Below are 13,054 nucleotides of genomic sequence, written 5' to 3' on the forward strand. Positions count from 1 at the left end.
ATCATGGAACTGGCGGGGAAGAACATCCTGGTGATCGGACTCGGCAAGACGGGGAAGTCAACGGCGCAGTTCCTCGCCCGCAGGGGAGCGCGGGTGGCCGTGACGGACACCCGGCCCGCCGCCGATTTCCGGGAATGGATCACCGGCGGCAACGGATCCGGCCAATATGTGTGGACTCCCTATGAGCCGTCGTCGATTGCCGGCATCGACCTGGTGATCCCCTCTCCTGGGATCCCGCCCTCCGATGCGGTGCTCTCGGTGGCCTTGCGCCGGGGCGTGCCCGTTTTCAGCGAGATCGAACTGGCCGCCCGGTTCCTCCGGATCCCCATGATCGCCGTCACGGGCACCAACGGGAAGACCACCGTCGCGACCCTGCTGGGCGAGATCTTCCGGGAGAGCGGCATGGAGGCCTTCGTCGGGGGGAACATCGGGACGCCGCTCATCGACCGCGCCGGTGCCGAGGAAAGCGACCGGTACGCCGTGGTCGAGGTGAGCAGCTTCCAACTCCAGTACATTGATACGTTCCGTCCCTTCGTGTCCCTGATCCTGAACGTGACTCCGGATCACGTGGACTACCACGGGAGCTTCGAGGCCTATCGCCGGGCAAAGGAGCGGATCTTCGAAAACCAGAAGGGAGGGGACCGGGTTGTCCTGAACGCCGACGATCCGTTCCTGTCGCCCCCCCTGACGGCCCCCGCGGCGCCGGTGCTTCCGTTCAGCACCCTTCGCGAGCCCGAGGAGGGGATCTTTCTGCGGGGAGACAGGATGGTTCTCCGGACGGGCGGCGCGGAAGAGGAGTATCCCCTGGACATGATCCGGATCCCCGGGCGGCACAACGTAGAGAACGTCATGGCCGCCATCCTCACGGCCCGGGCGGCCGGCTGCTCCCGGGAGGGAATCTCCTCCGCCGTCCGGAATTTCCGGGGGATCTCTCACCGGATCGAGTTCGCCGGCCAGAAGAACGGGGTCTCCTTTTACGACGACTCGAAGGGGACCAACACGGGGGCGGTGCAGCGGGCCCTGGAGACCTTCTCCCGGCCGGTGATCCTGCTCATGGGAGGCCGCGACAAGGACGGGGATTTTGCGAGCCTGGAAGAGGCGGTGCAAAAACGGGTGAAGCGCCTGATCCTCTTCGGCGAGGCGGCGGAGCGGATCGGCGGATTCCTGGGCGGGGTCGTCCCGACGGAGGACGGTGGTCCCCTGGAGCATGCCGTACGGCGGGCCTTCGAGGAGGCGGCACCGGGGGACGTGGTCCTCCTGTCGCCGGGATGCGCCAGTTTCGACGCCTACACGGACTACCGGCAGCGGGGCCGGCACTTCAAACAGATTGTCGGGGAGCTGTGACCATGGTGCCCAGGGAAGGAAGGCCCGACATCGTGCTTCTGATTGTGACCCTCATCCTGGTGACGGTGGGGACGGTCATGGTCTACAGCTCCAGCTCGATCATGGCGGCGGAGAAATACAAGGACGGCCTCTATTTCCTCAAGAAGCAGATCGTTTTCGTGATCATGGGACTCGGTCTGATGGTGTTCCTGACGAAGGTTCCCTACCAGAAACTAAAGAAACTCGCCTACCCGGTCCTGGCCCTCACGCTGATCATGCTGGCGGTGCTCCTGATTCCCCACGCCGGAGTGCGGGCCGGCGGGGCGACGCGCTGGCTCCGCCTGGGGCTCTTCAACTTCCAGGTGACCGAGCTGGCCAAGGTGGCCGTGGTGCTGTTCCTGGCCCACTATCTAACCCGGAAGGCGGCCCAGTTGAAAGACTTCAAGCAGGGCATCCTGATCCCCATGCTGACGGTCTGCTTCCTCATCGGCCTGATCATCCTGGAGCCCGATTTCGGGACCTCGGCGATCATTTTCTTAATCATGATGCTGATGTTCTATCTCTCGGGGACCCGGGTCACGCATCTGGCCGGCCTGGCGGCGGCCATGGCCCCGGTGGCCCTGTGGCTCCTGATGCGCAAGAGCTACCGGATGGAGCGGCTGCTGACGTTCCTGGACCCCTGGCGGGACCCCGGGAAGTCGGGATTCCAGATCATCCAGTCGCTCCTGTCCTTCGGGTCCGGCGGTCCCTTCGGCGTCGGCATCGGCGACGGCATGCAGAAGCTTTTCTACCTGCCGGAGCCGCACACGGACTTCATCCTGGCGATCATCGCCGAGGAGAGCGGATTTCTCGGGGTGGCCCTGGTGATCGGGCTGTTCACCGTTTTTGTCTTCCGGGGCTTCGTCATCGCCTTCCGGGCGGCCGATCCCTTCGGCACGCTCCTGGCGGCGGGGCTCACCATGATCATCGCCCTGGAGGCGTTCATCAACATTGCGGGGGTCATGGGCCTGATCCCCCTCAAGGGGCTGGCCCTGCCGTTTTTGAGTTACGGGGGATCGTCGCTCATCATGAGCATGGTGGCGGTGGGCATCCTCCTGAACATTTCTTCGTACGAGTCGTGACGTGAAGATGCTGATTGCCGGCGGCGGCACCGGGGGACACCTCTTCCCGGGCATCGCCGTCGCGGAAGAATTCCTCCGGCGGGACCGGGATCACCGGGTCCTGTTCGTGGGCACGGAGCGGGGACTGGAAAAGCGGGTGCTGCCGACGATGGGTTACGAACTGGCCACACTGGACGTGGAAGGCGTCAAGGGGAGAGGACTGGCCCGGTCCCTGGGGGCACTTCTCAAGATCCCCCGGAGCCTCCTGCAGTCCGCGGCGGTCCTCCGGCGCTTCCGCCCCGACGTGGTCCTGGGTGTCGGGGGATATGCCTCGGGACCGGCGGTCCTGGCGGCGGCCTTGAAAAGGATCCCCACGGCGGTGGCGGAGCAGAATGCCGTGCCGGGGGCGACCAACCAGATTTTGGGGCGGTTCGTGGATCGGGTGTTCGTCACATTCCGGGAGTCCGCGGGAGAGTTCCCGGCCCGGAAAGTGGTGGTGTGCGGGAATCCCGTCCGGTCGGCCTTCCTGAGGAAAGGGCCGGCGGCGGAGAGAAAGGACGACCGGTTCGGGCTCCTCGTGTTCGGCGGGAGCCAGGGGGCGCGGGCGATCAACCGGGCCGTGGAAGAGGCCCTGCCTCTCCTCGGGGACCTGCGGGCCCGGCTGCGGATCGTGCACCAGACCGGTGCCGCGGACGTGGAGAGGACGGCGGCGGCCTACCGGGAGCAGGGATTCGACGCGGAGGTCGTCCCCTTCATCCTGGACATGGCCGGTGCTTACGACCGGGCCGACCTCCTGGTCTGCCGGGCCGGCGCCACGTCCCTGGCAGAGATCACCGTGAGCGGAAAGGCATCGCTCCTGATCCCCTTTCCCTTTGCCGTTGCGGACCACCAGACCTGGAACGCCCGGGTGCTGGCGGAGGCGGGAGCGGCGGACATGGTGGCGGAAAAGGATTTGACGGGGGCCCTCCTGGCGGAGAGGATCCGGCGATTCGTCGCGGATCCGGGGCGGCTCCGGGCGATGGAGGACAAGTCCCGCTCCCTGGGAAACCCCCGGGCGGCGGCGGATATCGTGGACGCCATGCTTTCCCTGGCGAGGCCGGGAACGGCGGCGGCGTAGAGGGCGGTTGCCCGCGGGGCGGCCCGAAGGAAGGACGGAATGGATACAACCAAGCGCGTCGACGGCATGCGCCGGAAGATCCGGACGATCCACTTCGTGGGGATCGGCGGCATCGGCATGAGCGGCATTGCCGAGGTGCTCCTGAATCTCGGATATGCCGTGCGGGGCTCCGATGTGGCGACCTCGGACATCACGGCCAGGCTGTCATCCCTCGGGGCGGCCGTCTTTCTCGGCCACAACGCGGCCAACGTGGGGAACGCCGACGTGGTGGTCACCTCCACAGCCGTGGCGCCGGACAACCCGGAAGTCGTCGAGGCGCGCCGGCTGGGAGTCCCGGTAATCCCACGGGCGGAGATGCTGGCGGAGCTCCTGAAGATGAAGTTTTCCATCGCCGTCTCGGGAACCCACGGGAAGACCACGACGACATCGATGATCTCCACCGTTCTGGCCCATGCCGGCCTGGACCCGACCATGGTGATCGGCGGGAAGCTGGCCAGCATCGGCAGCAACGCGAAGATGGGAGACGGGGAGATCCTCGTCGCCGAAGCGGACGAGAGCGACAAGTCCTTCCTGAAGCTGTCGCCCTGCATCGCCGTCATCACAAACGTCGAGCTGGAGCACGTGGACCACTACCGGGACCTGGAGGAGATCAAAGACGCCTTTCTCCAGTTCGCCAACATCGTTCCCTTCTACGGGGCGACGGTGCTCTGCTCCGACGACGCGAACGTCCGGGCGATCCTGCCGGAAATCCACCGGCGCGTGATCACCTACGGCCTCGGGGAGGACGCCGACTACCGGGCCTCCGAGCTGTCCTTCGACGGCTCCGTCTCGGCTTACCGGCTCCACGTCCGGGGGGAGGACAAAGGCATCGTGACCCTGAACGTCCCGGGACGCTTCAACGTTCTGAATTCCCTGGCGACCGTCGCGGTGGCGCGGGAGCTCGACGTCGACTGGGAGCTCCTCAAGGCGGGAATGGCCCTGTACACGGGTGTGGGGCGCCGGCTGGAGGTGAAGGGTACGGCGGGCGGCGTCACCGTGGTGGACGACTATGGGCATCACCCGACGGAGATCCGGGAGACCCTGGCGGCGGCCCGGCATGTCTGGAAGGGGAGGTTCCTCGTCGTCTTCCAGCCCCACCGGTACAGCCGGACCCAGGGCCTGTTCAGCGAGTTCATGACGGCCTTTCCCGACGCCGATGTCCTGATCGTCACGGACATCTACGCGGCCAGCGAAAAGCCCATCCCGGGCGTCCACTCGGCGGCCCTCTGCGAGGCCGTCCGCGAGCAGGGGCACCCGGATGTCACGTACATGAAAGATTTTGGGGAGATCGTGGAGCACCTGGCCGGAATCGTCCGTCCGGGCGATACCGTGTTCACCCAGGGGGCGGGGACGGTCTGGAGGATCGGCGAGGCCCTCCTGAAGCGGCTCACGACCTGACGGCGGGAGGCATGGAGACGATGGACGCCCGGCTCCGGGACGAACTGAAGGCTGCCGCCGGGGAGGTCCTCTTTGACGAGCCCCTCGCCGCCTACACCTCCATGGGGGTGGGTGGGAAAGCCGATGCCCTGGCCTTCCCCGTCGACGAGGAGGCCCTGGGCCGGACCGTTGCCCTCTGCCGGGAGCGGGGGATCGCCTGGTTCCCCGCGGGGAACTGGACGAACCTGATCATTGCCGACGCGGGCTGGCGGGGGGTCGTGGTGGCCCTCAGGAGCCTGCGTCGGATCCGGCTGGTCCGGGATGCCGGGAGCGGGGCGCGGATCGAGGCAGGGGCGGGGGCGCTCCTGGCGGAGGCGGTGGCCCTGGCCGCCCGGGAGGCATTGACGGGGCTGGAGTTCGGCGCCGGAATCCCGGGAAGCGTGGGCGGTGCCGTGCGGATGAATGCGGGGGCCTTCGGGCGGGAGATGAAGGACGTGGTGGAGAGTGTTCGACTGCTGGATGACGGCGGGAGTTTCCGGGAAATGGCAAGTCGGGACCTGGCCTTTGCCTACCGGAACCTTGATCTGTCTCCGGGATCGGTCATCACGGGCGCCCGGTTTCATCTGGAGGAGGGCGACGAAGCGGCGGTGCGCGGCCGGATCGCCGAGATCATGGCCCTCCGGCGGCAGAAGCATCCGCTGGAGTACCGGAGCGCCGGATCGGTCTTCAAGAACCCCCGGGGTATCCCGGCGGGGCGGCTGATCGAGGAGGCGGGCCTCAAGGGGACCCGCGTCGGCGACGCACAGGTCTCGGAGAAGCACGGGAATTTCATCGTCAACCTGGGGAAGGCACGGGCCGGGGATGTCCTGGCCCTGATCGAGCTGGTCCGGGAGCGCGTCCGGGAAAAAACGGGAGTGACCCTGGAAACGGAGGTGCGCATCGTGGGGGGGGCGTCGTGAGGACATCGCTGCGGACAAAACTCCTGACCCGACGAAACCGGATGCAGCGGACCCGGCGGCCATTCCTCAGGGAATCGCTGTTGGCGCTGCTGCTCCTGTCGGTCGTGGCGGTGATGTCAGCGGCCGCGATCGGCATCTTTTACGGGATCGTCCAGGCGCCTTATTTCCATCTCCGGGAAACGGTGGTCCGGGGCTGCAAGGAGATCACCGAGCAGGAGGTGCTGGCGCTTGCGGCCCTCCGGCCCTCCGTGAGCATTCTGGCGGTGAACCGCGAGAAGCTCGCCCGGCGGGTGAAGCAGAACCCCTGGGTCCGGGAGGTCTCGGTTGGCCTGGAACTCCCCGACAGAATGGTCATCCGGGTGCAGGAGCGGACGGTCCGGGCCCTCGTGAAGGGAAAAGACGGACTGTACCTCATGGACACGGCGGGCAATCTCTTCAAGCGGATGGAGAAACACGACGACGTCGATTTCCCGGTGATCACGGGCTATGAGAATCAGGCCGCCGTGGATGCCGGGTTTCAGAAGGCGGTGGCCTTCCTGAACAGAATGGCGGAGACCAAAACCCATCCCAATCTTCAGGACATCGCCAGCGTCCACCTGGATCCGGTGACGGGCCTCTCCGTCGTGACCACCTCGGGCCTGTGCCTGAAGCTGGGCTTCGACCAATACGACGAGAAACTGGCCCGCCTCGCCACGGTCATGGCGGACCTGGAGCGCCGGACCGGGCGGCCCCGGTACGCGGGGGTGGATCTGGACGATCCGTCGAAGGTGACGGTGCAGAAGAAGGAAATCCTCGGTCCGGCCGGGAACGCCGATCCGGGGAAGCAATTTCGGATGTAACGAAGGAACGGGGTAAAACGCATGGCAGGAAAAGGGAAATCGGTGATCGTCGGGCTGGATATCGGGACAACGAAGACCTGCGCCGTCGTCGGGGAACTGACGGAGCAGGGCGTGAGCATCATTGGGATCGGGTCCCACCCGTCGGAGGGCCTTCGCAGGGGCGTGGTGGTGAACATCGAGAGCACCGTCGAGGGAATCCGCCGGGCCGTGGAGGAGGCGGAGCGCATCTCCGGCTGCCAGATCCGGTCCGTCTTTGCCGGTGTCGCCGGAGCCCACATCCAGGGACAGAACAGCCTGGGCATCGTGGCGGTGAAGGGACGCGAGGTGGACCAGGACGACGTGAAGCGGGCCATCGAGGCGGCCAAGGCGGTGGCGATTCCCCTGGACCGCGAGATCATCCACACCCTGCCCCAGAGCTACACCGTGGACACGCAGGAGGGGGTCCGGATGCCCGTGGGGATGTCCGGCGTCCGGCTGGAGGCGAAGGTGCACCTGGTCACGGGCTCCGTCGCGTCCATCCAGAACGTCGTGAAATCGGTGAACCGCGTGGGCCTCGACATCGAGGGGATTGTCCTGGAGCAGCTCGCATCCAGCCTGGCCGCCCTCGGGGAGGACGAGAAGGACCTCGGGGTGGCCCTCCTGGACATCGGCGGCGGCACCACCGACATCGCTGTCTTCACCGAGGGGAGCATCCGCCACACCGCCGTCCTGCCCGTCGGGGGGAGCTACGTCACCAGTGACATCGCCACGGGCCTCCGGACGCCGGCGGCGGAGGCGGAAAAGATCAAGCTCAAGTACGGCTGTGCCTATCCCCCGCTGATCTCCAAGGATGAGACCATCGAGGTGCCCAGCGTGGGCGGCCGGGAGCCCCGGGAGGTGTCCCGGCAGATCCTGGGGCGGATCATCGAGGCCCGGGTGGAGGAGATCCTCATGATGGCCCAGAAGGAGATCGTCCGTTCCGGTTACGACGACCACCTGGCGGCGGGGATCGTCCTCACGGGAGGCACGGCTCTCCTGGAGGGGATCACGGAGCTGGCGGAGCGCGTGTTCAACGCCCCGGTTCGCCGGGGCTGTCCCCAGGGCGTCGTGGGGCTGGCGGACATCGTCAACAGCCCCCTGTACGCTACGGGGGTGGGACTGGTGGTTTTTGGAGGCATGGAGGCAATCAGGCAACAACGGTCTTTCAGGGGGAAGGGTCAGGTGATCGACCGAGCGGTAGACCGGATGAAGAGATGGATTCTTGATAACTTTTAGGGGGAGGAAATGTTCGAAATGACAGATTCATTGAGCATGGCCGCGGCAAAAATCAAGGTGGTCGGCGTTGGAGGCGGCGGGGGGAACGCCATCAACACGATGATCTCCTACAACCTGCAGGGCGTGGATTTCCTGGCCGCCAACACGGACGCCCAGGCCCTCCGGGCGAACGCTTCGCCCGTGAAGATCCAGCTTGGATCGGAGGCCACCCGGGGGCTCGGGGCGGGGGCGGATCCCGAGGTGGGGCGCCAGGCGACCATGGAGGTCCGGGACGAGATGTACCGCCACCTGGAGGGGGCGGACATGGTCTTCATCACCGCCGGCCTCGGCGGCGGGACGGGGACGGGCGGCGCGCCCATCGTGGCGGACATCGCCCGGGAACTGGGCGCCCTGACCGTCGCCGTGGTGACCAAGCCCTTCCAGTTCGAGGGGAAAAAGCGGACCGTCCAGGCGGACGACGGGATCGCGGAGCTCCGGAAGATCGTGGACACCCTCATCGTCGTCCCGAACCAGAGACTGCTCAGCCTCGGGGGGCGCGGACTCTCCATCCCCGACGCCTTCAAGAAGGCCGACGAGATCCTCTACAACGCCGTCAAGGGGATCTCCGATCTCATCACCGTTCCGGGCCTCATCAACCTGGATTTCGCCGACGTGAAGAACATCATGTCCGGGATGGGAATGGCCCTCATGGGAACGGGAACGTCCAGCGGGGAGAGCCGGGCGGTGGAGGCGGCCCAGAAGGCCATCTCGTCGCCGCTCCTCGAGGACAACACGATCCAGGGCGCCCAGGGAATCCTGCTGAACATCACCGGCAGCCCGGACATCACCCTCTTCGAGGTGAACGAGGCGTCCACCCTGATCCAGTCGGAGGCCCACGAGGACGCCAACATCATCTTCGGGATCGTCATCGACGAGAACCTGACGGACGAGATCCGGATCACCCTCATTGCCACCGGGTTCGACGGATCCATGGGGAAAAAGCGGCTGCCCCTCCCGGGGATCAACCTGGGCGCCTCGGCGGGCGAGGATCCCCTCCTGGTGCCGGCCTGGAAGCGGAAGCAGGTTCCCCTGGAGAGCATGAAGGTCGTGAAGCTCGGCCTGATCGACGACAACGACGACCTGGAGAGGCCGGCTTTCCTGAGGCGGCAGGCGGACTGAAAAGCAGGAGGACATTCCCCCTCCGGGTTTTGAGTTCCCTGGGACAATCTGGTACAAGGGAACGGGACCCGGTATGAACTCCTGGACGCTGAAACAGAAATATGCCCGTCTGACCGACGGCGAAGAAGGGGCGGTCCGAAAGGCCTGGACGGAGGCGGCCACCGTCTGCCTGGCCTACCCCAACGCCTACCGGACGGGCATGTCGAACCTGGGCTACCAGGTTGTCTATGCGATTCTGAACGAGCGTCCGGACTGGATCTGCGAACGGACATTTCTTCCCGACCCCGGGGACGAGGGCTTCTTCTCCCCGGGGTCCATCCCCCTTTTCAGCCTGGAGTCGCAGCGCCCCCTCACGGATTTCGACCTCCTGGCCTTTTCCGTCTCTTTCGAGAACGACTACCCCAACATCCTCTCGATCCTCGAAATGGCCCGTATCCCCCTTTCCGCTTCCCAGCGTGGAGACCGGGATCCCCTCGTCATCGGGGGAGGGGTCGCCCTCACGCTCAACCCGGAACCGCTGGCGCCCTTTTTCGACCTGTTCCTCCTCGGGGAGGGAGAGGAGATGCTCCGGGAGTTCATGGATGCCTACGGGGAGGCCCGGCACAGCCGCCTGTCCCGGGAGGAGACCCTCCGGAAGATCCAGGAGGAGATCCCCGGGGCCTATGTGCCCTCCCTCTGGCAGGTCCACTACGGCCCCGATTCCCGGATCGAGGCGGCGGAGCCCCTTCACTCCGGCTATCCCGGACGTGTCACCGTGCGGCGGGTCCGGGACATCGGCCGGTTTGCCACGGAGCAGGTCATCTCCACCGCCGGAACGGAGTTCGGGGAGATGTTCCTCACCGAGGTGAGCCGGGGTTGCGGTCGGGGGTGCCGCTTCTGTGCCGCCGGGTATCTGTACCGTCCCCCGCGATTCCGCCCGCCCGAGGTCCTGCTGCCTTCCATCGAGCGGGGCATCGCGCAGGGCCGGAAGATCGGGCTCCTGGGGACCGCCGTCTCGGACCACCCGGACCTGCGGCTTCTCTGCCGGGCCGTCCTGGAGCGGGGAGGCCGGGCGGCCATCGGCTCCCTCCGCCTGGACCGTCTGGACGGGGAAATGGCGGACCTCCTGGCACAGTCCGGGGTGGAGACGGTCTCCCTGGCACCGGAGGCGGGGACGCAGCGACTGCGGAACGTGATCCGGAAAGGCATTGACGAGGATCAGGTCCTGGAGGCGGCGGAGATGCTCATCGCCCGGGGGATTTCCAATCTCCGGCTCTACTTCATGACGGGCCTTCCCACCGAGACGGACGACGACGTCGAGGCGATCATCGAACTGACGCGGTCGGTGCAGCATCGCGCCCTGGCCTCTTCGCAGGGAAAGCGGCGGTTTCGCCGCCTCACCCTGAGCCTCAACCAGTTCATCCCCAAGCCGGCGACACCCTTCCAGTGGCATCCCCTGGAGGACGTCCGGACCGTCCAGCGGCGGATCCGGCGCATCACCCAGGCCTTCCGCCGCGAACGATCGGTGACGGTGCTCTCGGACCTGCCGAAGTGGAACTACATCCAGGCCCTCCTGTCCCTGGGGGACCGTCGCGTCGCGGACATTCTCCTCATGGTCCACCGCTCCGGCGGCAACTGGACGGAGTCGCTGAAGGCGGTGAACGTCAACCCGGATTTCTACGTCTACCGCCGGAAGGAACCCGATGAGATCCTGCCCTGGAGTTTCATCGACCACGGCGTTTCCGGGGACCTGCTCCGGAGGGAGTACCGGGACGCCCTGGCAGGATGGACGCCGCCGGAGGGGTGGGGGGCGGCGGAATGATGAATCCGCCACAGGTGCACGCCGCGACCGGGGGTGTTTACCTCCGGCTCTTCCTGACGGCCGTCCTGTGGGGCGGGACCTTCGTCGCCGCCCGCGTCGCCGCCCGGGAGGCGGGTCCCTTTGCCGGGTCGTTCCTGCGCTTCTTTGCCGCCTGTCTGCTCCTGGTCCCCCTGGTCTTTCATCGGGAAGGCCCGGGGCTCCGGATCCGGGGCCGCCAGGTTCTCTGGATCGCCCTCCTGGGCTTGACGGGGGTCTTCGGCTACAACTTCTTTTTCTTCCTGGGCCTGAAGACCGTGACCGCCAGCCGGGCGTCCCTCATCGTGGCGAACAACCCCGTCTTCATCGCCCTCTTCGCGGCGCTGATCTTCCGCGAGCGGCTGACCGGCACCCGGCTGGCGGGGATCCTCCTGTCCCTGGCGGGGGCTGTCACGGTCATCACCCGGGGGAACCCGGCGGAGATCCTCCACGGGGGCATTGGAATCGGAGAGCTTTCCATCCTGGGGTGCGTGGCGAGCTGGGTGGCCTATTCGCTCATCGGGAAGGTCGCCATGGACGGGATGAGCCCTCTCCTGGCGGTGACGGCCTCCTGTGTCACCGGGATGCTCTTCCTCCTCCCGCCGGCGGTTGCGGAGGGTATGATCGGGCAGGCCCCGGGCTACGGCTGGACGACCTGGGCGGGGATCGCCTACCTGGGCGTGTTCGGGACGGTTCTCGGCTTTCTCTGGTACTACGAGGGCATCCGGGCGATCGGCCCGTCCCGGGCGGGGATCTTCATCAACTTCGTCCCCGTCAGTGGCGTCATCCTGGGCTGGCTGATCCTGGGCGAGAAGATTGACCTGTCTCTCCTGGCCGGGGCGGTTATGGTGATCGGTGGCGTGGCCCTCGTGAACCGCACCCCGCCGCTTACCAGGGCAGATCGCCCAGACCTTCGAGGAACGCCAGGCAGTTGATGCCCAGGACGCGGTGGTTGTATCCGCCCTCCAGGACGGCAAAACAGCCGGCGCCGCAGTCGATCGCGGCCTCCTGGACCATCCTCCCGATCTCCCGGTAGTCCTCCGGGGCCAGGACGCCGCCCCAGTCTCCCTTCCCGTAGTCGAACCCGGCAGACACTGCAATCAGGTCCACCCCCTCCGAGGGGAGGGCCTCCTCCACCTGCCGCAGGTAGTCCGAGGCCCGGGAGGCGGAAGGATTGATGATGGTTGCGAAGTCCTGCGAGCCGAGGATGTTGACCGTCCCGTCGCCGAAGTGGAGGTCGATGTCCAGGATGAAGGCCCGCTCGATCCTTTCCTCCCGTTTGAGCTTCGCCACCGCCACGGCCATGTTGTTGAAGTAGCAGAAGCCCCAGGAGCGGCCGGCCGAGGCGTGGTGCCCCGGCGGGCGGACCAGCGCGAAGGCCGGCTCCTCCATTCCGATCATGGCCGCCTGGATCGTCGCGCCGGCAGCGAGGGCCGCCAGATCGTAAAGGCCGTAGGAGCCGACATGGTGGATATGGGTGTCCGTGTGGACTGCGGCGATGTCCGCCTCCGCGGCGGGCTCTGCCCGGAGGAAGTCCACCCGGCCCTCGAGGACGTTGACGATCGATTCCAGCCTGCCCGGCTCCGCCGCCGGGTCCGAGGTGTAGGTCTGGTAGAAGTCTTCGTGAAAGATCACGTTCATGGAGTCTCCTTTCCCACCTTGGCCGGCAGCGTCCGGACGAAGGCCCGCGCTTTTGCGAGCCAGGCCTTGAGGTCTTTGTCTTTCTCGACCCCCCGGGGGCCCACCATGACCCAGCCCGCCATGGGCCGGCCGGTCACGTCGAAGGGCCGGGCGTGGGGGGCGTCCAGGGCCTCCTGAAAACGATCCAGCCCCACCCGGACGATCAGGGAATCCTTCCAGATGCCGCACATCATGTTGCCCTTCAGGAGGAAACAGACCCCTCCGAACATCCTCTTCGCCGACAGGTCCGTCCATCGGTCGACAATGAGCCGGATGCGCTCCTCCAGAACCTGGTCATACGCCATGTTTTTCACCCGCTTTTCTGTTTGTCCTTGACGCCGCCCTGACTCTGCCGGAAAATCCGCTGCAAAAAAATACCCGAAAAGGCGTAT

Annotated in this window: 12 protein-coding genes; 10 read left to right on the forward strand and 2 right to left on the reverse strand. The window is 66.5% G+C overall.

Annotated elements, in window-relative coordinates:
• Nucleotides 1-3: 3 nt before the first annotated feature.
• From murD to PLO63_01000, 10 genes are all read left to right on the forward strand, one after another.
• Entirely contained in the window at nt 4-1,344 is a 1,341-nt protein-coding gene (murD, locus tag PLO63_00955) for a UDP-N-acetylmuramoyl-L-alanine--D-glutamate ligase (GenBank protein HOI72687.1), read from the forward strand.
• Between the two features lie 2 nt (nt 1,345-1,346).
• Nucleotides 1,347-2,444 carry a putative lipid II flippase FtsW gene (ftsW, locus tag PLO63_00960; GenBank protein ID HOI72688.1) on the forward strand — a complete coding sequence of 366 codons (1,098 nt, stop codon included), beginning with the start codon at nt 1,347-1,349 and terminating at the stop codon, nt 2,442-2,444.
• A gap of 7 nt (nt 2,445-2,451) precedes the next feature.
• Nucleotides 2,452-3,540, forward strand: coding sequence for an undecaprenyldiphospho-muramoylpentapeptide beta-N-acetylglucosaminyltransferase (murG, locus tag PLO63_00965; protein HOI72689.1), 1,089 nt, complete (start codon nt 2,452-2,454; stop codon nt 3,538-3,540).
• Between the two features lie 39 nt (nt 3,541-3,579).
• On the forward strand, nt 3,580-4,977 hold the full coding sequence (gene murC / locus PLO63_00970) for a UDP-N-acetylmuramate--L-alanine ligase (protein HOI72690.1): 1,398 nt from the start codon (nt 3,580-3,582) through the stop codon (nt 4,975-4,977).
• Nucleotides 4,978-4,988: 11 nt separating this feature from the next.
• Nucleotides 4,989-5,915 carry a UDP-N-acetylmuramate dehydrogenase gene (murB, locus tag PLO63_00975; protein HOI72691.1) on the forward strand — a complete coding sequence of 309 codons (927 nt, stop codon included), beginning with the start codon at nt 4,989-4,991 and terminating at the stop codon, nt 5,913-5,915.
• Nucleotides 5,912-6,754: an FtsQ-type POTRA domain-containing protein gene (locus PLO63_00980; protein HOI72692.1), complete on the forward strand. Its 843-nt coding sequence runs from the start codon at nt 5,912-5,914 to the stop codon at nt 6,752-6,754. The genes murB and PLO63_00980 overlap by 4 nt, the downstream gene beginning before the upstream one ends.
• A gap of 21 nt (nt 6,755-6,775) precedes the next feature.
• The gene (gene ftsA / locus PLO63_00985; GenBank protein ID HOI72693.1) at nt 6,776-8,008 is read left to right on the forward strand and encodes a cell division protein FtsA; all 1,233 of its coding nucleotides are present in this window, start codon (nt 6,776-6,778) and stop codon (nt 8,006-8,008) included.
• Between the two features lie 18 nt (nt 8,009-8,026).
• Entirely contained in the window at nt 8,027-9,166 is a 1,140-nt protein-coding gene (gene ftsZ / locus PLO63_00990; protein ID HOI72694.1) for a cell division protein FtsZ, read from the forward strand.
• 73 nt (nt 9,167-9,239) lie between these two features.
• The gene (locus tag PLO63_00995) at nt 9,240-10,967 is read left to right on the forward strand and encodes a radical SAM protein (protein ID HOI72695.1); all 1,728 of its coding nucleotides are present in this window, start codon (nt 9,240-9,242) and stop codon (nt 10,965-10,967) included.
• On the forward strand, nt 10,964-11,917 hold the full coding sequence (locus PLO63_01000) for a DMT family transporter (protein HOI72696.1): 954 nt from the start codon (nt 10,964-10,966) through the stop codon (nt 11,915-11,917). The genes PLO63_00995 and PLO63_01000 overlap by 4 nt, the downstream gene beginning before the upstream one ends.
• On the opposite strand, the gene PLO63_01005 is transcribed toward PLO63_01000, so the two are convergent.
• Nucleotides 11,871-12,623 (reverse strand): histone deacetylase family protein, encoded by a 753-nt coding sequence (locus PLO63_01005; protein ID HOI72697.1) that lies wholly within the window; start codon nt 12,621-12,623, stop codon nt 11,871-11,873. The two genes, PLO63_01000 and PLO63_01005, sit on opposite strands and share 47 nt — an antisense overlap.
• On the reverse strand, nt 12,620-12,967 hold the full coding sequence (locus PLO63_01010; GenBank protein ID HOI72698.1) for a TfoX/Sxy family protein: 348 nt from the start codon (nt 12,965-12,967) through the stop codon (nt 12,620-12,622). The genes PLO63_01005 and PLO63_01010 overlap by 4 nt, the downstream gene beginning before the upstream one ends.
• Between the last annotated feature and the right edge of the window lie 87 nt (nt 12,968-13,054).

This window comes from Syntrophales bacterium (assembly GCA_035363115.1).
Taxonomy (GTDB): Bacteria; Desulfobacterota; Syntrophia; order Syntrophales; family PHBD01; genus PHBD01.